17 protein-coding genes are annotated in these 22,323 nt (G+C 72.3%); 12 read left to right on the top strand and 5 right to left on the bottom strand.

The features are described from left to right. The first annotated feature begins 581 nt into the window (after nucleotides 1-581). The 3 genes from ACZ5K7_RS41185 (at nucleotide 582) to sucB (ending at nucleotide 5,686) form a co-directional block, all read left to right on the top strand. Nucleotides 582-2,120, top strand: coding sequence for a leucyl aminopeptidase (locus tag ACZ5K7_RS41185; protein ID WP_468922337.1), 1,539 nt, complete (start codon nucleotides 582-584; stop codon nucleotides 2,118-2,120). Nucleotides 2,121-2,440: 320 nt separating this feature from the next. After that, on the top strand, nucleotides 2,441-3,829 hold the full coding sequence (gene lpdA / locus ACZ5K7_RS41180; protein WP_351712770.1) for a dihydrolipoyl dehydrogenase: 1,389 nt from the start codon (nucleotides 2,441-2,443) through the stop codon (nucleotides 3,827-3,829). A gap of 60 nt (nucleotides 3,830-3,889) precedes the next feature. After that, nucleotides 3,890-5,686: a 2-oxoglutarate dehydrogenase, E2 component, dihydrolipoamide succinyltransferase gene (gene sucB / locus ACZ5K7_RS41175; protein WP_468922334.1), complete on the top strand. Its 1,797-nt coding sequence runs from the start codon at nucleotides 3,890-3,892 to the stop codon at nucleotides 5,684-5,686. Between the two features lie 60 nt (nucleotides 5,687-5,746). Here the strand turns inward: sucB and ACZ5K7_RS41170 are convergent, their stop codons facing one another. After that, nucleotides 5,747-6,433, bottom strand: coding sequence for a hypothetical protein (locus ACZ5K7_RS41170; RefSeq protein WP_351712766.1), 687 nt, complete (start codon nucleotides 6,431-6,433; stop codon nucleotides 5,747-5,749). 256 nt (nucleotides 6,434-6,689) lie between these two features. Between ACZ5K7_RS41170 and ACZ5K7_RS41165 the strand changes: the two genes are divergently transcribed. From ACZ5K7_RS41165 to ACZ5K7_RS41150, 4 genes are all read left to right on the top strand, one after another. Further along, nucleotides 6,690-7,313 carry a GntR family transcriptional regulator gene (locus ACZ5K7_RS41165; RefSeq protein WP_351712764.1) on the top strand — a complete coding sequence of 208 codons (624 nt, stop codon included), beginning with the start codon at nucleotides 6,690-6,692 and terminating at the stop codon, nucleotides 7,311-7,313. Between the two features lie 590 nt (nucleotides 7,314-7,903). Further along, on the top strand, nucleotides 7,904-10,615 hold the full coding sequence (gene aceE, locus ACZ5K7_RS41160; RefSeq protein WP_468922330.1) for a pyruvate dehydrogenase (acetyl-transferring), homodimeric type: 2,712 nt from the start codon (nucleotides 7,904-7,906) through the stop codon (nucleotides 10,613-10,615). 246 nt (nucleotides 10,616-10,861) lie between these two features. After that, nucleotides 10,862-11,848 (top strand): helix-turn-helix transcriptional regulator, encoded by a 987-nt coding sequence (locus ACZ5K7_RS41155; protein ID WP_351712816.1) that lies wholly within the window; start codon nucleotides 10,862-10,864, stop codon nucleotides 11,846-11,848. A gap of 59 nt (nucleotides 11,849-11,907) precedes the next feature. Beyond that, nucleotides 11,908-12,426 (top strand): DUF4240 domain-containing protein, encoded by a 519-nt coding sequence (locus tag ACZ5K7_RS41150; protein ID WP_351712814.1) that lies wholly within the window; start codon nucleotides 11,908-11,910, stop codon nucleotides 12,424-12,426. 3 nt (nucleotides 12,427-12,429) lie between these two features. Here ACZ5K7_RS41150 and ACZ5K7_RS41145 read toward each other — a convergent pair whose 3' ends face one another. Both ACZ5K7_RS41145 and ACZ5K7_RS41140 read right to left on the bottom strand, forming a co-directional pair. Then, nucleotides 12,430-12,675, bottom strand: a complete 246-nt coding sequence (locus ACZ5K7_RS41145; RefSeq protein ID WP_468922327.1) for a hypothetical protein — start codon at nucleotides 12,673-12,675, stop codon at nucleotides 12,430-12,432. 72 nt (nucleotides 12,676-12,747) lie between these two features. Beyond that, nucleotides 12,748-13,788 carry a peptidoglycan recognition protein family protein gene (locus ACZ5K7_RS41140; RefSeq protein WP_468922324.1) on the bottom strand — a complete coding sequence of 347 codons (1,041 nt, stop codon included), beginning with the start codon at nucleotides 13,786-13,788 and terminating at the stop codon, nucleotides 12,748-12,750. A 189-nt stretch (nucleotides 13,789-13,977) separates the two neighbouring features. Between ACZ5K7_RS41140 and ACZ5K7_RS41135 the strand changes: the two genes are divergently transcribed. Beyond that, nucleotides 13,978-15,162, top strand: coding sequence for a MarP family serine protease (locus ACZ5K7_RS41135; protein WP_468922321.1), 1,185 nt, complete (start codon nucleotides 13,978-13,980; stop codon nucleotides 15,160-15,162). A gap of 31 nt (nucleotides 15,163-15,193) precedes the next feature. Here the strand turns inward: ACZ5K7_RS41135 and ACZ5K7_RS41130 are convergent, their stop codons facing one another. Beyond that, entirely contained in the window at nucleotides 15,194-15,682 is a 489-nt protein-coding gene (locus ACZ5K7_RS41130; protein ID WP_468922318.1) for a GNAT family N-acetyltransferase, read from the bottom strand. A gap of 72 nt (nucleotides 15,683-15,754) precedes the next feature. Between ACZ5K7_RS41130 and ACZ5K7_RS41125 the strand changes: the two genes are divergently transcribed. Together ACZ5K7_RS41125 and ACZ5K7_RS41120 are read left to right on the top strand one after the other, a co-directional pair. Next, complete coding sequence (locus ACZ5K7_RS41125; protein ID WP_468922316.1) at nucleotides 15,755-16,648, top strand: TIGR01777 family oxidoreductase; 894 nt, start codon at nucleotides 15,755-15,757, stop codon at nucleotides 16,646-16,648. 160 nt (nucleotides 16,649-16,808) lie between these two features. Continuing rightward, a complete protein-coding gene (locus tag ACZ5K7_RS41120; RefSeq protein ID WP_468922313.1) occupies nucleotides 16,809-18,167 on the top strand; it encodes an NAD(P)/FAD-dependent oxidoreductase in 1,359 nt (452 codons plus the stop codon). A gap of 394 nt (nucleotides 18,168-18,561) precedes the next feature. Here the strand turns inward: ACZ5K7_RS41120 and ACZ5K7_RS41115 are convergent, their stop codons facing one another. Then, entirely contained in the window at nucleotides 18,562-20,031 is a 1,470-nt protein-coding gene (locus ACZ5K7_RS41115; protein WP_468922310.1) for a regulator, read from the bottom strand. A 248-nt stretch (nucleotides 20,032-20,279) separates the two neighbouring features. On the opposite strand from ACZ5K7_RS41115, the gene lipB reads away from it, so the two are divergent. Continuing rightward, the gene (gene lipB, locus ACZ5K7_RS41110) at nucleotides 20,280-21,080 is read left to right on the top strand and encodes a lipoyl(octanoyl) transferase LipB (RefSeq protein WP_351712748.1); all 801 of its coding nucleotides are present in this window, start codon (nucleotides 20,280-20,282) and stop codon (nucleotides 21,078-21,080) included. A gap of 107 nt (nucleotides 21,081-21,187) precedes the next feature. Then, nucleotides 21,188-22,153 carry a lipoyl synthase gene (gene lipA / locus ACZ5K7_RS41105; RefSeq protein ID WP_468922307.1) on the top strand — a complete coding sequence of 322 codons (966 nt, stop codon included), beginning with the start codon at nucleotides 21,188-21,190 and terminating at the stop codon, nucleotides 22,151-22,153. Nucleotides 22,154-22,323 lie beyond the last annotated feature (170 nt).

The following is a 22,323-nucleotide window of genomic DNA, read 5'->3' as shown; positions in this document are numbered from 1 at the left end:
GGCACACCGAGGCCCACGCGCGGGCCTCGGTGTGCCGCGGTCGCTCCGCGGGGTTGCGCCTACGGCAGTTTCAGCGAGACCGCCGACTGCGGGAGCCCCGTGTGGTCCAGGCCGAGCGCGCACCGGCGTACGACGTTCCGAACGTCTGCGCGGCGACCAGGAGTTGCTGTTTCGTGCCCTCCGGCGCGGTAACCGGGACCTGGATCCCGGAGGGGGCCGTGACGGTGACCGGGCTGCCGACGCGGTAGGCGGTGACCTTGCCGGCGTCCGGTGCGGCCTGCCACGGGATCAGTGGAAATCATGCGAAGTGGCAGGCTGCCCCACCCACCGGAACGCGACGAGTGTGGCCCAGGTCACCAAGCGCGAGAGGGGGAAGTGGCCATGACGCCACCCTCAGGTGAACGCCCGCAGGAATGAGCGAACGCATCCACACGCGTAGGCTCGTCCCGGGTGTTCGCCGACAGGGTGAAGGCCCCGGTGGCAACGCGCCCCCAGGCCACTGCCTAGGGTCGCTTCCCGGGCCCGGTCGACCCACCCACTCGGCCACAGCAACTCAACATCGGAAGCGAGATTCCACCACCGTGACTGCTCTCAATCTCAGCACCTCAGCGGCGCCCGGCCTCCGGGCCGACGCGATCGTGATCGGTGTCGCCAAGGGCACGGGTTCCCGGTCCGGGGACCTCGTCGTAGCGCCGGGCGGCGAGGCCGTGGACAAGGCCTACGCCGGCAAGCTCGCCGACGTCCTGGAGACCCTCGGTGCCTCGGGTGCCGAGGGCGAACTGACGAAGCTGCCCTCGCCGGCCGGCTTCAAGTCCCCGCTCGTCATCGCGGTCGGCCTGGGCGCCGAGCCCGACGGCGACGCCGGCTACGACGCGGAGGCACTGCGCCGAGCGGCCGGCGTCGCGGCCCGCACGCTCAACGGCGCGAAGAAGGCGGCCTTCGCGCTGCCCGTCGAGGACACGGCCGCCGTCGGCGCGATCGCCGAGGGTGTGCTGCTCGGCGCCTACTCCTTCGACGTCTACAAGGACAACGGCGGCAACGGGAAGGCGAAGAACGGCAAGGCGCCGCTCGCCGAGGCCACGCTGCTCGGCGGCAAGCCGCGGGACGCGGCCCACAAGGCGGCCCTCGCCCGCGCCATCGCGGTCTCCGAGGAGCTCAACCGTGCCCGCGACCTGATCAACACCCCGCCGAACGACCTCACCCCGGCCGCGTTCGCCTCGATCGCCCAGGAGGCGGCCAAGGAGCACGGCATCAAGATCCAGGTGCTCGACGACAAGGCGCTCGTCAAGGGCGGCTACGGCGGCATCCTCGGCGTCGGCGGCGGCTCGGCCGCGACCCCGCGGCTGGTGAAGCTGTCGTACACGAGCCCCGAGGCGGACAAGCACCTCGCCTTCGTCGGCAAGGGCATCACCTACGACTCGGGCGGTATCTCGCTCAAGCCGGCCGGGCACAACGAGACGATGAAGTGCGACATGAGCGGCGCGGCGGCGGTCTTCGCGGCCGTCGTCTCGGCGGCGCGCCTCGGCCTGCGGGTCAATGTGACCGGGTGGCTGGCGCTCGCCGAGAACATGCCGTCCGGCTCCGCCGTGCGCCCGGGTGACGTGCTGCGCATGTACAGCGGCAAGACGGTCGAGGTGCTCAACACGGACGCCGAGGGCCGGCTGGTCCTCGCCGACGCGCTGTGGGCGGCGTCGGCGGAGAACCCGGACGCGATCGTCGACGTGGCGACGCTGACCGGGGCCATGATGCTGGCGCTGGGCAGCCGGACGTTCGGGATCATGGGCAACGACGACGCGTTCCGTACGGCGATCCACGAGGCGGCCGAGGAGGTCGGCGAGCCGGCGTGGCCGATGCCGCTGCCGGAGCACCTGCGCAAGGGGATGGACTCGCCCACGGCGGACATCGCGAACATGGGTGAGCGGATGGGCGGCGGCCTGGTGGCCGGACTCTTCCTGCGCGAGTTCGTGGGCGAGGGGATCACCTGGGCGCACCTCGACATCGCCGGGCCCGCCTTCAACGAGGGCGGTGCGTTCGGTTACACGCCCAAGGGCGGGACGGGGTCGGCGGTGCGGACACTGGTGCGGCTTGCCGAGCTGACCGCCGAGGGTGACCTGGGCTGATGTCACCGACGGGACCCCGCGCGCGGGTAGGGCGGGGTCCCGTCGCCCACTGACCCGGTCCGCTCCGTCGTCAGGCGACCGCGGGCCGTGGGGGTTGCTCGCGCGGTTCCCCGCGCCCCTGAGGGGCGCTGCGTGTGGCGTCTCACACCCCAGCCCGGCGTCTCGTTCACCTCCGACAAGTGCGAAGATGGGGCTCGGCAGGACAGGGCCCCCACCACAGGGCCGAAGAAGAGCGGCCGGACACCAGCCGACCGACCGGTCAACCACCCGTATGGGAAAAAGGTGCCCGGCGTACGGCGCACATGCATGGAGGACGTGACGTGGCGAACGACGCCAGCACCGTTTTCGACCTAGTGATCCTCGGCGGTGGTAGTGGCGGTTACGCCGCGGCCCTGCGCGGGGCGCAGCTGGGCCTGGACGTCGCCCTGATCGAGAAGGACAAGGTCGGCGGTACCTGCCTGCACCGGGGTTGCATCCCCACCAAGGCCCTGCTGCACGCGGGCGAGATCGCCGACCAGGCCCGCGAGAGCGAGCAGTTCGGCGTCAAGGCCACCTTCGAGGGCATCGACGTCCCGGCTGTCCACAAGTACAAGGACGGCGTCATCGCCGGTCTGTACAAGGGCCTGCAGGGTCTGATCGCCTCCCGCAAGGTGACGTACATCGAGGGCACGGGACGTCTCTCCTCCCCGACCTCCGTCGACGTGAACGGCCAGCGCGTCCAGGGCCGCCACGTCCTCCTCGCGACCGGCTCCGTGCCGAAGTCGCTGCCGGGCCTGGAGATCGACGGCAACCGCATCATCTCCTCCGACCACGCCCTCGTCCTGGACCGCGTGCCCAAGTCCGCGATCATCCTGGGCGGCGGGGTCATCGGCGTCGAGTTCGCCTCCGCCTGGAAGTCCTTCGGTGCGGACGTCACCGTCATCGAGGGCCTCAAGCACCTCGTCCCGGTCGAGGACGAGAACTCCTCCAAGCTTCTTGAGCGCGCCTTCCGCAAGCGCGGCATCAAGTTCAACCTGGGCACCTTCTTCTCGAAGGCCGAGTACACCGCCGACGGTGTCAAGGTCACCCTCGCCGACGGCAAGGAGTTCGAGGCCGAGGTCCTGCTCGTCGCCGTCGGCCGCGGCCCGGTCTCGGCCGGCCTCGGCTACGAGGAGCAGGGCGTCGCCATGGACCGCGGTTACGTCCTGGTCGACGAGTACATGCGGACGAACGTCCCGACCATCTCCGCCGTCGGTGACCTGGTCCCGACACTGCAGCTCGCGCACGTCGGCTTCGCCGAGGGCATCCTGGTGGCGGAGCGTCTGGCCGGTCTGAAGACCGTTCCGATCGACTACGACGGTGTCCCCCGGGTCACGTACTGCCACCCGGAGGTCGCCTCCGTGGGTATCACCGAGGCCAAGGCCAAGGAGATCTACGGTGCGGACAAGGTCGTCGCCCTGAAGTACAACCTGGCGGGCAACGGCAAGAGCAAGATCCTCAACACCGCGGGCGAGATCAAGCTCGTCCAGGTGAAGGACGGTGCCGTGGTCGGCGTCCACATGGTCGGCGACCGCATGGGCGAGCAGGTCGGCGAGGCCCAGCTGATCTACAACTGGGAGGCGCTGCCCGCCGAGGTCGCCCAGCTCATCCACGCCCACCCGACGCAGAACGAGGCGATGGGTGAGGCGCACCTGGCCCTGGCCGGCAAGCCGCTCCACTCGCACGACTGACCCTCGGTCGACACACGCGACGACTCAGACTTCCGCAATTCGTAAGGAGCAACCGAAACCATGGCGGTTTCCGTAACCCTTCCGGCGCTCGGCGAGAGCGTCACCGAGGGCACCGTCACCCGCTGGCTGAAGGCCGAGGGTGAACGCGTCGAGGCCGATGAGCCGCTGCTCGAGGTCTCGACCGACAAGGTCGACACCGAGATCCCGGCCCCCGCGTCGGGCGTGCTCGCCTCGATCAAGGTCGCCGAGGACGAGACCGTCGAGGTGGGCGCCGAGCTGGCGATCATCGACGACGGCACCGGCGCGCCCGCTCCGGCCGCCCCGGCCCCGGCCGCCGAGCCGACCCCGGAGCCGGCCGCTGCCCCCGCCCCGGCCCCGGTGGCCGAGGCCCCCGCCGCTCCCGCCCCGGCCCCCGCCGCCGCCCCGGCCGCGCCGGCCGGTGGCGCCTCGGGCACGGACGTGGTCCTGCCCGCGCTCGGTGAGTCCGTCACCGAGGGCACCGTCACCCGCTGGCTGAAGTCGGTCGGCGAGGAGGTCGCGGAGGACGAGCCGCTGCTCGAGGTCTCCACCGACAAGGTCGACACCGAGATCCCCGCGCCGGTCGCCGGTGTGCTGCTGGAGATCGTGGTCGCCGAGGACGAGACCGCCGAGGTCGGCGCCAAGCTGGCCGTCATCGGCGCCCCGGGTGCCGCTCCGGCGGCCGCCCCGGCTCCGGCCGCGCCCGCTCCGGCGCCCGCCGCCGCTGCCCCGGCACCCGCCCCGGCCGCCCCCGCGGCCCCGGCACCCGCGCCCGCCCCGGCCGCCCCGGCTCCCGCGCCGGTCGCCGCAGCTCCGGCTCCGGCCGCCCCGGCCCCCGCGCCGGCGGCTCCGGCCCCGGTCACCCCGGCCGCGGCTCCGGCCCCGGCCGCTCCGGTCGACGAGGGTGCCTACGTCACCCCGCTGGTGCGCAAGCTCGCCGCCGAGAACGGTGTCGACCTCGGCGCCGTCAAGGGCACGGGTGTCGGCGGCCGGATCCGCAAGCAGGACGTCATCGCCGCCGCCGAGGCCGCGAAGGCCGCCGCGGCCGCTCCGGCCCCCGTGGCCGCCGCCGCTCCGGCCGCCGGTGCGAAGAAGACCCCCAAGCTGGAGGTCTCCCCGCTCCGCGGCCAGACCGTCAAGATGCCTCGCATCCGCAAGGTCATCGGCGACAACATGGTCAAGGCGCTGCACGAGCAGGCGCAGCTGTCCTCGGTCGTCGAGGTCGACGTCACCCGCCTGATGCGCCTGCGCGCCCAGGCCAAGGACTCCTTCGCCGCGCGTGAGGGCGTCAAGCTCTCCCCGATGCCGTTCTTCGTCAAGGCGGCGGCCCAGGCGCTGAAGGCCCACCCGGCCATCAACGCCCGGATCAACGTGGAAGAGGGCACGATCACCTACTTCGACACCGAGAGCGTCGGTATCGCGGTGGACTCCGAGAAGGGCCTGATGACCCCGGTCATCAAGCACGCGGGCGACCTCAACATCGCCGGTATCGCCAAGGCCACCGCCGAGCTCGCGGGCAAGGTCCGGGCGAACAAGATCACCCCGGACGAGCTGTCCGGCGCGACCTTCACCATCTCCAACACCGGTTCGCGCGGCGCGCTGTTCGACACGATCATCGTGCCGCCGAACCAGGTCGCGATCCTCGGCATCGGTGCCACGGTCAAGCGTCCGGCCGTCATCGAGACGGAGGAGGGCACGGTCATCGGCGTCCGCGACATGACGTACCTGACCCTGTCCTACGACCACCGCCTGGTGGACGGCGCCGACGCGGCCCGTTACCTGACGGCCGTCAAGGCGATCCTGGAGGCGGGCGAGTTCGAGGTCGAGCTCGGCCTGTAAGCCTTCCGAGAAGTCGTACGGTGCCCCGTCCGGAGCTGCTCCGGGCGGGGCACCGTCGTCTCACCCGGGCGTCAGCCGGGCGTCCGACCAGCCGACGAGCGTGGCCACCCACACGTTGGGGATGTCGAGGTGGGGTGCCGGGGTCAGGTGCCGGGTCCGGTAGGCCCTGAGGACGTCGTACGTCGCGTCGAGGCAGTCCCGGGAGGTCAGCTCCCCGGTCCTCGGGTCGATGCCGACGAGGAAGCCGCGCCCTTCGACGGTACGGATCATCTTCCGGGCGGCGGGGACGTCGCTCGTCGAGGACGACGTGCACCGGTAACGGCTGTAGGGGTGGGCGGACTTGCCGGGATAGTTGGCGTCGGTCGACATGTCGTGGAGCATCTGCCGGTACGACCCCTGGGCGTGCCAGGCCCCGATGTCGCCGCCGGGCGGGGTGTAGAGCCTGCCGCTGGGGTTCTCGACGGCGCCGTACTCCCACCGGTCCGTGCCGGTGATCCGGAAGCCCCACCCCACGTGGCCGAACTTCTGCGCGCCGTCGGGTTTGACGAAGACGCAGGCGCCGCCGGCGTCGCCGCGCGGCCGGGTGCCGAGGAGAGCCGTCCCGACGGCCGGGGCGGCCATGCTCCTCACTTTCCCGGCCTTGCCGCCGTGCGGGCCGGTGCCCGTCGGTCCGCACGCCGTGATCCCCAGGACCGCCGCGACGGCCGCCGCGGTGACCGCCCAGCCGGTCCGTCCCCCGATGTTCATTTCGCCCCCAGTGCCACGGAGGGGCCGCCCCTGCCGGAGCCCCTCTGCACACCGCGACAGCGAACGGCCCGCGCGGGTTCTGCCGGTGACACGGCGGTGACGACTCCGCAGCGACCCCGGTACGGGGCTTTACGGATCCGGCCCGCCTGGGAAGCGTGTAAGTCTCGTCTCACCTGCGCGAAAGCGCCCCCGTGCGCCTCTCCCGAGAGGCGGTCCGGCCGTATTGTCTAAACGTCAACGCCCTTAAGGAGCTCCCATGACCGCGCCCGTCGTCCACTCGCTGCGCGAACAGATCCGCGAGCACATCGTGGAGGGAATCGTCAGCGGGCGCTGGAAGCCGGGCGAGCGGATCGTGGAGCGACGGATCGCCACCGAGCTGGAGGTCAGCCAGACTCCGGTGCGGGAGGCGTTGCGGGAGCTGGAGTCGCTGCGGCTGATCGAGTCCGCGCCGAACAAGGGCGTACGGGTGCGGAACCTGACGGCGGCCGACCTGGAGGAGAGCTACCCGGTGCGGGCCGGTCTGGAGGCGATCGCGGCGGAGCTGGCGGCGGAGCGGCTGGCGTCGGACTGCTCGGCGCTCGACCCGCATGTCACGGCGCTCTACGAGGCCGACCGGAACGCCGACGGCACGGCGCAGGTCCGCCACACGGTCGGCTTCCACCGCGAGCTGGTCCGGGCGGCCGGCAACTCGGTGCTGCTGCACACCTGGGAGGGCCTGGGCATCGAGGTCTTCACGGCGCTGTCGATCCGCTGGCTGGGGACGGTCCAGCAGTCGTACGCCGAGGAGCACGAGGAGCTGGTGGCCGCGTTCCAGCGCCGGGATCCGCGCATCGCCGATATCGTGAAGGCCCATGTGCTGGGGTGCGCGCCGCGGCCGTGAGCCTCCACCGGAAGCCGTGAGCCCCCGGGGCTGCGGCGAACCCGCCACCCGGAAGCCGTGAGCCCCCGGACTTGCAGCGAACCCGCCACCCGGAAGGCATGAGCCCCCGGCCTTGCGGCGAGTTCGGTGCCGCCGAAGAGCGCCGTCGCGGCCGATCACCGTCGCGGCGGAAGAGAACGCTTGGCCGACCGCCGCTTTCGCCAAGGCCGACGATGCTTCAGACGCCTTAGGTCAGTATCCCGCCGCAGCGGTGCTCAGCCGTCGCGGCGCGCTCCGGCGGTGCCGGACCCCCTCGGTCGTCTCTCGTGCCCCCTCCCCACACAAGAGCACTCCCTCGCTCAAAACACCGTCTCACCTGCAGAAACCCCGCCCCGGAAGCGTCACCCGGTGCCACCGCCGGAGGCACCCCGTGCCGACTTTCTCGGAATCGAGAAGTTTTGCCCCTCAACCCTTTGATCGATCATCGATCAGGGAGTTATTGTCGCCGACGGGCCCGCACCCGGGCCCGCCGCCCTGTCCTGCCAAAGACCAAGGGCACCCCCGAACCCTTACCGATGAGGGAACCCCCTTCGACTGAGGAAGGCGGCGACATGACCGACCCCCAGGCCATCCAGCCGAGCGCGCTCGACCAGCTCCCCGACCGGGACCCGGAGGAGACCGCCGAATGGCGGGCCTCACTGGACGCCGTGGCCAGGGAGGCCGGGCCGCATCGCGCCGCGTACCTGATGCGCCGCACGCTGGAGCGCGCCGAGGCGGGCGGCATCGCGCTGCCGAAGCTGCTGGAGACCGACTACGTCAACACCATCCCCACCGCCGCCGAGGCAGCCGTCCCCGGCGACGAGGAGATGGAGCGGCGGATCACCGCGTGGAACCGCTGGAACGCGGCCGCGATGGTCACCCGGGGCAGCAAACACGGCGTCGGCGGCCACATCGCCACCTTCGCCTCCGCGGCCTGGCTCTACGAGACCGGCTTCAACCACTTCTTCAAGGGCAAGGAGTCGCAGGAGGCCGCCGGCAGCGGGGACCAGCTCTACATCCAGGGCCACGCCTCCCCCGGCATCTACGCCCGCGCCTTCCTCGACGGCCGCCTGACCGAGGCGCACCTCGACAACTTCCGCCAGGAGGCCGGCGGCAACGGCCTCCCGTCGTACCCGCACCCCCGCCGTCTCCCCTGGCTGTGGGAGTTCCCGACGGTGAGCATGGGCCTCGGCCCCCTGTCGGCGATCTACCAGGCCCGCTTCAACCGCTACCTGACGGCGCGCGGCATCAAGGACGTCTCGTCCTCGCACGTCTGGGCGTTCCTCGGTGACGGCGAGATGGACGAGCCGGAGTCCACGGCCGCCCTCGCACTCGCCTCCCGTGAGGGCCTGGACAACCTGACCTTCGTCATCAACTGCAACCTGCAGCGCCTCGACGGCCCGGTGCGCGCCAACTTCAAGATCGTGCAGGAGCTGGAGGCCCAGTTCCGCGGCGCCGGCTGGAACGTCGTCAAGTCGCTCTGGGGCAACGCCTGGGACGAGCTGTTCGCGCTCGACACCACCGGTGCGCTGGTACGGCGGCTGCGCGAGGTACCGGACGCGCAGGTGCAGACGTACCAGACCCGGGACGCCGCCTACATCCGCGCCGACTTCTTCGGCAAGGACCCGGCGCTCGCCGAGCTGGCGAAGCTGATCAGCGACGACAAGATCATCGAGTGCTTCCACCTCTCGCGCGGTGGTCACGAGGCCCGCAAGGTGTACGCGGCCTACAAGGCGGCCCTGGACCACAAGGGCGCGCCGACCGTGATCCTCGCCCAGACCGTCAAGGGCCACACCCTCGGCCAGGGCTTCGCGTCGAAGAACGCCAACCACCAGATGAAGAAGCTGACGGTGGACGAGTTCAAGCAGATGCGTGACCTGCTCGAACTGCCCATCAAGGACAGCGACTTCGTCGACGGTGTGGTGCCCTACGGCCACCCGGGCGCCGACTCCGCCGAGGTGCGCTACCTCCAGGAGCGCCGCGCTGCCCTCGGCGGCCCGGCCCCCGCCCGCCGTACGCACGCCCTGGCCCCCCTGCCGGCCCCCGCCGACAAGGCCTTCGCCTCCTTCGACAAGGGCTCCGGCTCGCAGAACGTGGCGACGACGATGGCCTTCGTGCGGCTCGTCAAGGACCTCGTCCGCGACAAGGAGACCGGGAAGCGCTGGGTGCCGATCGTCCCGGACGAGGCGCGCACCTTCGGCATGGAGAGCCTCTTCCCCTCCCTGGGCATCTACTCGCCCAAGGGCCAGACGTACGAGCCGGTCGACCGTGACCAGCTGATGTACTACAAGGAGGCCAAGAACGGCCAGATCCTCAACGAGGGGATCACCGAGGCCGGTTCGATGGCCGACTTCATCGCCGCGTCGACCGCGTACGCGACGCACGGCGAGGCGATGATCCCGTTCTACATCTTCTACTCGATGTTCGGCTGGCAGCGCACCGCCGACCAGATGTGGCAGCTCGGCGACCAGCTCGGCCGCGGCTTCCTCGTCGGCGCGACCGCGGGCCGCACGACCCTGACGGGCGAGGGCCTCCAGCACGCCGACGGCCACTCCCCGGTGATCGCCGCGACCAACCCGGCCGCGCTGTCGTACGACCCGGCGTTCGCCTACGAGATCGCGACGATCGTCAAGGACGGTCTGCGCCGGATGTACGGCGAGCCTGCCCCGGGCGAGGACCCGAACGTCTTCTACTACCTGACCGTCTACAACGAGCCGCTCCCGCAGCCCGCGAAGCCGGCCGGGCTCGGCATCGACGAGGGCATCGTCAAGGGCCTGTACCGCTTCAACACGGCGGAGTCGGCCGGGCTCTCGGTGGTGGCGAACGCCCCGCGCATCCAGCTGCTCGGCTCCGGTACGGCGATCCACTGGGCGCTCAAGGCGCAGCGGCTGCTCGCCGAGGAGTGGGGCGTGGCGGCCGACGTCTGGTCCGCCACCTCCTGGACGGAGCTGCGGCGTGACGCCATGGAGGCGGACGCGGCCCTGCTGCGCGGCGAGGAGCGGGTGCCGTACGTCCGGCAGGCCCTGCAGGGTGCCGAGGGCCCGGTGCTGGCCGTCTCCGACTACATGCGCCAGGTCCCGGACCAGATCGCGCAGTGGGTCGAGCAGGACTGGTCCTCCCTGGGCGCCGACGGCTTCGGCCTCTCCGACACCCGGGACGCGGCCCGCCGCCACTTCGGCGTCGACGCCGAGTCGGTCGTCGTCGCGGCCCTGGCCCAGCTGGCCAGGCGCGGCGAGGTCAAGGCGACCGCGGTGAAGGAAGCGCGGGAGAAGTACGGGCTGTAAGCCGACCGAGGGTTGTTCCGGTGAGTTCGGCACCGCCGGACCGCACCGTCTCGGCCGAGCGCCGTCGCGGCGAGGAAGGGTGACCGGGTTTCGACGTCCGGCAGCCTTCCTCCGCCACGACGGCGCTCAGCCATGACGGCGGTTCCCGGCGGTGCCGGATCATGTCCGGCCCCGGCTGGGCGGTTTCCGGCGGTGCCGAACCGCGGCCGGCCCCGGCTGCCGGCGCACCCCGGCATCATGAGACGTATGCGTGCCGCCCGGCTCATCAAGATGGTGCTTCTTCTGCAGTCCCGGTCCGCCATGACCGCCGGTGAACTGGCCGCCGAGCTGGAGGTGTCCGAGCGGACCGTGATGCGCGACGCGCAGGCCCTGTCGGAGGCGGGGGTGCCGGTGTACGCGGACCGGGGCCGGGCGGGCGGGTACCGGCTGGTCGGCGGGTACCGGACGGGGCTGACGGGGCTCGGGCGGAGCGAGGCCGAGGCGCTGTTCCTGAGCGGGGTGCCCGGGGCGCTGCGGGAGATGGGGCTGGCGGACGCCGCCAGTGCCGCCCGGCTGAAGGTGTCCGCCGCGCTGATGCCCTCGCTGCGGGACGCCTCCCGGACCGCGGCCCAGCGGTTCCACCTGGACGCGCCCAACTGGTTCGCCGAGCCCGGGACACCCGCGCTGCTGCCCGCCCTCGCCGACGCGGTGTGGGACGACCGGCGGGTCGTCGCGCACTACCGGCGCGGGGAGTCGGAGGTACGGCGGGAACTGGAGCCGTACGGGCTCGTGCTGAAGGCCGGCGTCTGGTACCTGTGCGCGCGGGTCACGGAGACCGACTCCTACCGGGTCTACCGGATCGACCGGTTCACCTCGGTCGAGGCCGGCGAGGAGCGGTTCGCGCGGGACGAGGAGTTCGACCTGCCGGGGTTCTGGGACCGGCGGGCGGAACAGTTCGCGCGGTCGATCCTGCACACCGAGGTGGTGGTGCGGCTGTCGGCGGTCGGCCTGCGCAGACTGCCGTACGCCGTCGACCCGGTGGCCGCGCGGCAGGCGCTCGCGGGCGCCGGCACCCCGGACGCGCGGGGGTGGGTGACGGTGACCCTGCCGGTGGAGAGCGAGGAGGTCGCGCACGGTCAGCTGACCGCGCTCGGACCGGAGGCCGAGGTGCTCGCGCCGCCGGAGCTGAGGGCGCGCTTCGCGGCGGACGCGCGACGCCTGGCGGGACTGTACCCACCGGCGGGGGACGGCTGATAACAATCCGCACCACTCCGCGTGCGCCCCCGGCGCACAGGCACGATGCTGGACCCGTGATGGACGAGACGGAGTTCTGGGAGCTGGTCGACGGCACCCGCGAGGCCGCCGAGGGCGACCCGGAGGACCAGGCGGACCTGCTCGTGGACCGGCTGCTCCAGCTGGACCCGGACATGGTGCTGGACTTCGCCCGTCACTTCGAGGCCCGCTACAACCGCGCCTACCGCTGGGACCTGTGGGGGGCCGCGTGGGTGCTGCTCGACGGGGCCAGCGACGACGCGTTCGACTTCTTCCGGTGCTGGCTGATCGGCCAGGGCCGGGAGGTCTTCGAGGGCGCCCTGCACGACCCGGACGGGCTGGCGGAGGCGCTGGGCGACTTCGACGAGGAGATCGACGGCGACGGCGAGGAGCTCGGGTACGCCGCGGACGAGGCGTACGAACAGCTCACCGGGACCGTGGCCCCGGACCTGGGCATCGCCCCCGCACCCTCCGAACCGGAGGGCAGCCCGGTCGACTTCGAGAACGAGCAGGCGCTCGCGGAACGGTTCCCCAGACTCTGGGAGCGCTTCAAGGAGTGAGTACTACGCCGCGCGGCGCCGGGTCACGTCCGACGGGATGTACGCCTGGGTCTGCTCGGCCCTGACCGCGTGGTGCATCGGCGCCGCGTTGGCCTGGTCGAGGGCGGACGCGGTGACCGCGGCCGGGCCGAGGACGACCGTCGCGACCGCGCAGACCACGGCCCAGGGTCCGCGCGCGGACCTGACCCAACCGTCCTGCTCCTTGGTGTCCTTGATGTCCTTGCGGGCTTCGGTACGACTGCTGTTCATGATCCCCGCCTCCGGTCGGCCTGTGTTGTCCATGACGTTAGGACGCGGGGATCTGAACGGCCTGCGTGCCGCCTATGGCGTTCCTGTGGACGCTTCCACGGGTGCCTTCAGGAACCTGAGGGGTACTTCGAGGGGTGGCATGAGAGGCGCTTTGAGAGGTGTCGTCAGGGGTGCTCGGGCCGGGGCCGCGGGGGGCGTGTCCGGCGGAGTCCCCGCGGGTGTGCCCGGCGGGGTCGCCGTGGGCGGTCCCGGCGGGGTCGCCGTGGGCGGTCCCGGCGGGGTCGCTGTGGGCGGGGCCTGCGGTGTCACCGGGGGCGGGGCCTGCGGCACCCTGCCCTGGAGCCGGGCCGCCGCCTCCCTGATCCCGGGGAGGCTGGCGGCGAGGGCGGCGCCGGGGCAGTTGGTCATGTAGCCGTCCTGGTGGCCGGCGACCGCGGGCAGGGCGACGACGGTGCCCTCCCGGTACCGGCTGAGCCCGTTGCTGGAGACCAGGCGGGCCCTGGTGCGCGGGTCGACGTCGGCCAGGCCGAGCTTCCAGGCGGCGAGGGCGGCGATCGAGTCGGTCATGGCGCGCGGCACGGGCACCCCGGCGGTGAAGGTGCCGAGGGCGGCGATACCGGCGGTGCGGTGGTTGAAGCCCTGGGTGTGGGCGCCGACGACCGCTCGCTCGGTGCCGCCCGCGCGCCCCTCGTAGATGGTGCCGCAGCGGTCGACGAGGAAGTTGTAGCCGATGTCGTCCCACGCCCGGTCGCCGGTCTGGCCGGTGTAGAGGCGGCGGATGATCTCGGGCACATCGGCGCAGGAGTAGCCGTTCGGCGAGTCGGTGTGGTGCACGAAGACGGCGACCACCTTGTCGTCGTAGCGCGGCGGCGGCTGGATGCGGCGGACGGTGTTGTCCAGCCAGGCCGAGCGCGGCACGATACGCGGCCGGGGCGCCCGGAAGCGGGTGGCGGGGCTGGCGGGCGCGGGCGCGGCGAGGTGGATCGCGACGGGGCGGTCGGCTCCCTGGGCGCACAGCACCAGCGCGAGGGCGGCGGCGAGGCCGGGCAGACAGCCGAGCAGGGTCAGGACGGCGATTCTGGTGCGCCGCCCGGCTCTGGGGAAGACACGCATGGCATCCACTCTCGGGTTGATCCACTTGGCCCGCGATGTGTGCTGTGCCACCTGGTGGAACCAACGTCCTGGTCCGAGGCGTTTCAGGTGGTACACGTACGCGTGGTCGGTTCCCGGGGTTCTCGCGCGTTGGACTGATCACTGGACCTGTCCCGACCGTATTAAGGGCACCGAGAGAAAGGCGGCTCAGTGGACCTGCTCGACCTGGTGCTCGTACTGGTGGTCCTCGTCTACGCGGCGTCCGGTTACCGGCGCGGGCTGGTGGCCGGCTGTGTCTCGCTGGCCGGGTTCGTGGGCGGCGCGGTCATCGGCGTGTGGGTGCTGCCGTGGGTGATGGAACTGGTCACCCGGGGGACGGCCACGGCGACGGTGGTCGCGGTGCTGACGGTGCTGGTGCCGGGGGTGGTCGGGCACGAGCTGGCGGGTCGGCTGGCGCTGCGGCTGCGCCGTGAGCTGGACCAGGGGCCGCTCCGGGTGGCCGACGGGGTCGGCGGGGCGGCGGCCAACTCGGTGGCGGTGCTGATCGTGGCCTGGGTGGCGGCGAGCGTGCTGGGCGCGTCCTCGTCGGCGGCGGTGACGACGGCGATACAGGACTCCAGGCTGCTCGGCGCGGTCCAGAACACCATGCCGGACACCACGCCGGCCTGGTTCTCGCGGGCCACCTCGGCGCTCACGGAGGCGGGCTTCCCGCAGGTCTTCAACCCGTTCGAGAACGAGTCGACGGCCCGGGTCGCCAAGCCGACGGGCGACAGCGTCACGGGGGCCGCCACCGACGCGGCCAAGCGCAGCACGGTCAAGATCGAGGGTGTCTCGGGCACCCAGGGCCGTGAGGGCAGCGGGTTCGTGTACGCGCCGGAGCATGTGATGACCAACGCGCACGTGGTGGCCGGCATCACCGACCCGAGCGTGCGGATCGGCGGGGTCGGGGCGTCGTACGAGGCACGGGTGGTGCTCTTCGACCCGGACCGGGACGTGGCGGTGCTGTACGTACCGCGGCTGCGCGCGCCGGTGCTGGGGTTCGACACCGGTGCGGCGCGCGGCGACTCGGCGGTGGTGGCCGGCTATCCGCAGGACGGCGACCTGAACCTCCAGGCGGCCACCGTGGCGGCCAAGGTGCCGGCCACCGGCCGGAACATCTACAACGACGCCACCGTGACCCGCGAGATCTACTCGATCCGCTCCACGGTCCGCCCCGGCAACTCCGGCGGCCCGCTGCTGACCACCGGCGGCAAGGTGTACGGCGTGGTGTTCGCCCGCTCCACGTCGGACGACGAGACGGGGTACGTCCTGACGGCCGACGAGGTGACCTCGGACGCCACCCGCGGGGCGACCGCCACGGCGGCGGTGGACACCGGCGAGCTGATCACGTCCTGACCGTCACGTCCTGCCTGTCACGTCCTGACCGTCACAGCGCCCGGCCCATGATCACGTCGTCGACGTACTCGCCGCCCAGCAGGAACTCCCCCGGCAGCACTCCCTCGACGGCGAAGCCCTCCGACTCGTAGAGCCTGCGTGCCGGGGCGTTGTGCCCGAGGACGCCCAGCCGGATCCGGCGGGCGCCACGGCGGCGGGCCTCCTCCATCACCGCCCGCAGCAGCGCCCGGGCGACCCCGTGGCCGCGAGCCTCCTCGGCGACCGCGAGGCCCTGGATCTGCCGGACATGCGCGTTGGAGGCGATGTTGTGGGCGAAACCGAGGCGGACATAGCCGACGATGCGCCGGTCGAGTTCGGCGACCAGGGTGTCCTCGGGGGCGTGGCGCCCTCTGAAGAAGGGGCCGTACGGCGGCTGCGGCTCGGGGAGCACGGCGTGCAGATACGACCAGGTGGCGCGGTCGAGCGCGGACAGCTCCTCGTCGTCGTCGGGCAGGGCTGCGCGTATGTACGGTTCCGGCATGGGGTCACCCTAAATCGGGTGGCCCCCGGGTCCCAGAAGTATTCCGGCGCGTGTCCCGGCATGCTGGGACACATGGAACGCTCTCGTATCGCGGTGGCCGGCGCGTCCGGTCTGATCGGCAGTGCCCTGGTGCGGTCCCTGCGGGCGGACGGGCACGAGGTGGTGCGCCTGGTGCGGCGCGGGGCCCACGGCGCCGGTGAGGTCTGCTGGGACCCCGAGGGGCAGTACGTGGACACGGCCGGGCTGGCCGGCTGCGACGCAGTGGTGAACCTCGCCGGGGCCGGGATCGGCGACCGGCGCTGGACGGCCGCCTACAAGCGGCGGATCCGGGACAGCCGGGTCCTCGGCACGGCCGCGCTCGCGGAGGCGGTGGCCGCCCTGGACGTGCCGCCACGGGTGTTCGTGAGCGGCAGCGCGATGGGCTTCTACGGCGACACGGGCGACCGGGTCGTCGACGAGGACGCGCCGCCCGGGGACGGCTTCCTGCCGTCGCTGTGCGTGGAGTGGGAGGAGGCGGCGGCCCCGGCGCGGGAGGCGGGCATCCGGACGGTGTTCGTCCGCACGGGACTGGTGGTGGCCCGCGGCGGCGGGGCCTGGGGCCGGCTGTTCCCGCTGTTCAAGGCGGGACTCGGCGGACGGCTGGGCGACGGCCGGCAGTACTGGTCGTTCATCGCGCTGCACGACGAGGTGGCCGCGATCAGGTTCCTGATGGACACCGAGGGCCTTGAGGGCCCCTTCAACCTCACCGCGCCGCACCCGCTGACGAACCGTGAGATCACCGCGGCGATGGCCCGGGTGCTGCGCCGCCCGGCCCCCTTCCCGGTCCCCTCGGCGGCGCTGCGGCTGGCGCTCGGCGAGATGGCCGAGGACGTGCTGGGCAGTCAACGCGTGGTGCCCAAGCGGCTGCTGGAGTCGGGGTTCACCTTCGCGTTCCCGGGCATCGAGGACGCGATCCGCGCGGCCTGACAACGCATGTGACCGTATGCGACCGTCGTGCGACCGTGCCCTGTTCATGCGCGACTGTCCCTGACCGATCACCGTCCTAACCTCGACCCGAACTCGGGTATCCCCGGAGCTGGTTGGGGGCATCACGTCTCCACCGGACGCGCAATCGAGGAGGGGCCTCGTGCATGAGCCCGCGTACCAGGCGGACGTCGTCATCGTGGGAGCCGGTATCGCCGGACTCTCCGCGGCTCATCGGCTGAACAGCGCAGGAGTAACGACCGCGGTCCTGGAGGCCGCCCCTTACGTCGGCGGCCGTATGTCGACCGAGAAGGTCGACGGCTTCCGGCTCGACCGGATAGGACAGCTCCTGTCCACGTCCTACCCGGAGCTACGGCTGACACCGGGACTGGACGCCCTGGTTCTGCGCCGGTTCGCGCCCGGCGTACTGCTGCATCGCGACGGGCGCAGGCACCGGGCCGGCGCTCCGGCGGGCGGCGGGAGCGCGAGGGGCGCACTGTATGCGGTGCGCGCCCTGGCAAGCGCCCCCAGGGGCGGCTCGGCCGTGTCGCCCGCGCGGGCGACCGCGCCGATGGGCAGCGCGGTCGACCAGGCGCGGCTCGGTGCGGCGCTGGGGCGGATCGCCACCACCCCGGTGGAACGCATCCTCGCCCGCCCCGAACTCCCGGCCGCGCACGCCCTCGCGGCGCGCGGGGTGCCCGCCCGTACGATCGACGGCTTTCTGCGCCCGCTGCTCGCGGCCCTGCTCTGCGACCCCGAGCTGACGACGTCCAGCCGGTGCGCGGACCTCGCCCTGCGCTCCTTCGCGAGCGGGCGGCTGTGCGTGCCGGAGGGAGGCGCCGAGGTCCTTCCGGAACTCCTCGCCCGCGCCCTCCCGCCCGGCACGGTGCACACGGGCGTCTGGGTCACCTCGGTCTCGACGACGTCCGTGACGACGGCCGAGCACGGTGTGATCCGCTGCCGGGCGGTGCTGCTGGCGACGGACGCGCGGGCCGCCGCCGGGCTGCTGCCGGGGCTGCGCGTGCCGGACTTCCACCAGGTGACGGTGGTCCACCACACGACGGACGAACCGGCGGCGCTCACGACGGGGACGTCGCTCCTCCTCGACGCGGACCGGGGCGGGCCCGTCTCCCACACCTCGGTCGTCAGCACCATCGACCCGAGCCGGGCCCCGCAGGGCCGCGCCCTGATCTCCTCGACGGTGCTCGGCCCGCCGCCCTCCGACATCGACACGGCGGTCCGTATGCACCTGGCCCGGCTCTACGGCACGTCGACGCACCGCTGGGAGACACTGGCCGTCCATCACACGCCGGAGGCGATCCCGGCGATGCGCCCCCCGCACGACCTCCGCCGCCCGGTCCGCCTGATGGCCGGCCTCTACGTCTGCGGCGACCACCGGGACACCAGCACGGTCCAGGGAGCGTTGCACTCGGCCCACCGGGCAACGGCGGCGATCCTGACGGACCTGGGTGTATCGGGCTCGATGCACACGGCGGAGCCGATGCAACGCCGGGCGGCGTAGCCGCGCCCTTCAGGGGCGCGGGGCTGCATTCGGCAACGACGAGTGGCACCGGCCGGCCCGGCAGCCCCAGCACCGAGCCGGACGCGGGGCAGGGTAGACGCGCGCCTTTAGGGGCGCGGGGAACTGCGCGACAAGCCACGACGGCGCGACACCCGGCGACCCACCGGAACCGGCAACGGCGAGTGGCACCGGCCGGCCCGGCACCGCCGGACCACGCCGTCGTGGCCGACCACCGCCGCGGCGGAAAGAAATTCCAGCCGCGGCGGAAAAGAGACCCAGGGCCGCCGACCCCAGCACCGAGCCGGACGCGGGCTGCCCCGACGCCGAGCCGATTGCCGGGCTGGGCCGGCGCCGAGTCAGGTGCCGGCCGGCTCGGCGTCCAGCCGCGCTTCGGTCAGTTCAGGGCGGCGACCTTGTCCCGGTAGGCCCTTGCCGGTGCTGCGTCCTTGTACGGCTCCAGGCGGCGTTCGAAGTCCTTGACGTACTCGATCGCGCGTACCGAGCGCATCTCCGCCGCGGCGCCCGCCGCCTCCGCGCCGAGCGCGCACGCCTGGTCGAGTTCGCCGAGGCCCAGGCGGGCCGTGGCGAGGACGACGCGGCAGAAGAGGCGGCTGCGCGCGTAGGAGGGCGCACGGAGCTGTAGCGAGCGCTCCGCGTGCTGCGCGGCCGCCCGGAACTGCTGCAGATCCCGGTGGCAGTGGCCGAACTCGTCGGCGAGCTGTGCCTCGTCGAAGAAGCGCGCCCAGTGGGGGACTTCGTCGCCGGGCCGGGCCGCCTCCAGGGCGCGTTCGGCCCGGACCAGTGCGCCGGTGCACGCCCGCACCTCGCCGAGGACTCCGTGGGCGCGGGCCTCGGCCGCGTGGAGGAGTGCCTGGACGACCGGCGGGGCGTTGGTGCCCACGCCCTGCTGGGCCACCCGCGCCAGCTGCACCGCCTCCCGGCCGTGGCCGAGGTAGACGGCCTGGCGGCTCATGGTGACGAGGACGTAGGAACCGTAGGAGCGGTCCCCGGCCGCCTGGGCGAGGCGGAGGGACTGGACGAAGTAGCGCTGGGCGAGACCGTGCGCGGCGATGTCGTACGACGTCCAGCCCGCGAGCCGGGTCAGGTCGGCGGCCGCGGCGAACAGCTTGCGGCCGGTCTGCTCGCCGTACATGCCGCGCAGCATCGGCTCGCACTCGTGCTCCAGATAGCGCACCAGGGCCTGCCGGGCGTGCCCGCCGCCGTACGTGTCGTCGAGCGTGCGGAACAGCTCGCCGACCGAGCGGAGCGCGGCGATGTCCCCGCCGGTGACCCGCTGGCCGGGCGCGCGTTCGGCCTGCCCGCGCGGGCGTCCCGGCGGGGCCGGCTGTTTGGCCGCGGCGGGCCGGATCTGGGCCGGCACCCGGACGGGCGCCGGCGGTACCGTCTCGCCGCGGGCCACCCGGTCGTCGGCGCGGCCGATCAGCCAGTCCCGGCTGGGCACCACGAGCCCGGCCGGGGTGAACGCGATCTTGCGGAGCTCGGCGTGGCTGCCGGAGTCCTTGCGCCACAGCCCGCTGACGATGTCGACGGCCTCCTCGGGGGTGGCCGCGAACTCCAGCCCGGCGTACACCGGGGCGCAGGCGTCGAGGCCCAGGTCCTGGGCGGTGAGCCGGCGGCCGAGGCGCCGCGTGAAGACCTCGGCGATCAGGGCGGGGGTGGTGCCCCGGGGCTGCTGGCCGCGCAGCCATCGGGTGACCGACGTCTTGTCGTATCTGAGATCCAGCCCGTGTTCGAGACCGAGCTGGTCGACCCGACGGGCCAGACCCGCGTTGGAGAACCCTGCTTCTGCGATGAGCGCGGCAAGCTGGCGGTTGGGGGTGCGCTGCGCGGGTCGGTCCGTCATCTGCGGTGCGGTCTCCTGCCTTCTGGCTCAGCTCGGTAGCTTGTGCCCGGATTGCCGGTGAGCAGCCCTTTTGGCGCTCGTGGACGGCGCGAATGTAGCGGAGAGTGAGCAGCCGATCGCACATTTCGACGTTCATTCATCCGATCGTGTGAGGATTGACCCCAGGGCTGACGCGCGACGGGCGGACGTACAGTGGCTTGGGCGCGTTATGTGCCTGACACACCCATCGCCCGAGGGAGGCGCTTGCCGTGAGTGAGTTGCGGTTCGTCCGCATGGGGTTCGGCGCGGACGCCGTCGAGTACCAGGAGGCGTGGGACGAGCAGCGCCGGGTGCACGCGGCGCGGTTCACCGACGAGGTGCCCGACACGGTGCTGCTGCTCGAACACCCCCCGGTGTACACGGCGGGCCGGCGCACCGCGGACAACGAGCGGCCGCTGGACGGCACCCCGGTGATCGACGTGGACCGCGGCGGCAAGATCACCTGGCACGGCCCGGGCCAGCTGGTGGGCTACCCGATCCAGAAGCTCCCGCGCCCGGTGGACGTGGTCGCGCACGTACGGCGCCTGGAGGAGGCGCTGATCCGCGTCTGCGCCGAGTTCGGCCTGGAGACCACCCGGGTCGAGGGGCGCAGCGGGGTGTGGGTCCTCGGCGACCCCGTCGAGCAGCGGCCGCAGGCCCTCGGAGGCCTCTCCCTGGACTTCGACCCCCGGCTGACGGACGAGGAGTTCGACCCGCGTCTGAACGGCCCGGAGTACGCCCCGTCCAACGCCGGGCAGCGCCGCGAGGACCGGAAGATCGCCGCGATCGGCATCCGGGTGGCCAAGGGCGTCACGATGCACGGCTTCGCGCTCAACGTGAACCCGGACAACAAGTGGTTCGACCGGATCATCCCGTGCGGCATCCGGGACGCGGGCGTCGCCTCGCTCGCGGGCGAGCTGGGCCGGGACGTGACCATCGAGGAGGTGCTGCCGGTGGTGGAGCGCCACCTGACGGACGTCCTGGAGAACGCGGAGCTCAAGCCGCGCGAGATCGAGAAGACCCCCGCCTGACCGAGGGAATGCGCCCTGCGGCCGAGGGGTTGGCCTCCACGGAAGGGCCCAGCAATCACGGGCGTACCCTGGTGTACGCCGAGGAATCGAAGTTACAGGGAGCCGACGTGTCCGCAGTCTCACCCGACGGACGCAAGATGCTGCGCCTGGAGGTCCGGAACGCCCAGACCCCCATCGAGCGCAAGCCCGAGTGGATCAAGACCCGGGCGAAAATGGGTCCCGAGTACACGAAGATGCAGAACCTCGTGAAGAGCGAGGGCCTGCACACGGTCTGCCAGGAAGCCGGCTGCCCGAACATCTACGAGTGCTGGGAGGACCGCGAGGCGACCTTCCTCATCGGCGGCGACCAGTGCACCCGGCGCTGCGACTTCTGCCAGATCGACACCGGCAAGCCCGAGGCGCTGGACCGCGACGAACCGCGCCGCGTGGGTGAGTCCGTGGTCACCATGGACCTGAACTACGCCACCATCACCGGCGTCGCCCGCGACGACCTGGCGGACGGCGGCGCCTGGCTGTACGCCGAGACGGTCCGGCAGATCCACCAGCAGACGGCGGACCGCGAGGCCGGGCGTACCAAGGTCGAGCTGCTCGCCCCGGACTTCAACGCCGTTCCGGAGCTGCTGCGCGAGGTCTTCGAGTCCCGCCCCGAGGTCTTCGCGCACAACGTCGAGACGGTGCCCCGGATCTTCAAGCGGATCCGTCCCGGCTTCCGCTACGAGCGCTCGCTGAAGGTCATCACCGAGGCCCGCGACTTCGGCCTGGTCACCAAGTCCAACCTCATCCTCGGCATGGGCGAGACCCGTGAGGAGATCTCCGAGGCACTGCGCCAGCTGCACGAGGCGGGCTGCGAGCTGGTCACCATCACGCAGTACCTGCGCCCGAGCGTGCGGCACCACCCCGTGGAGCGCTGGGTCAAGCCGCAGGAGTTCGTGGAGCTGAAGGAGGAGGCCGAGCAGATCGGCTTCTCCGGTGTGATGTCCGGACCGCTGGTCCGTTCTTCGTACCGGGCCGGACGGCTCTACCAGATGGCGATCGAGAAGCGCGGCACGTTCGTCGCCGTACAGGCTGTGTGAATTCGCGCACAAGTTGCTACCGGCCAGTAATGACCGAATGACCGCGGTCCTGACCGTCCTCGCTGATGAGGACGCCCGTCAGGACCGCGTCAGCGTGCGGGGCCCGCGTATCAAGGTTTCATTGGTGTTTGACCGGTCGGTCACGCCCTGGTAACACCAAACAGTGACGC

The sequence above is a fragment of the Streptomyces sp. NPDC031497 genome (assembly GCF_055580905.1).
This window is presented reverse-complemented; position numbering and strand designations above follow the sequence as displayed.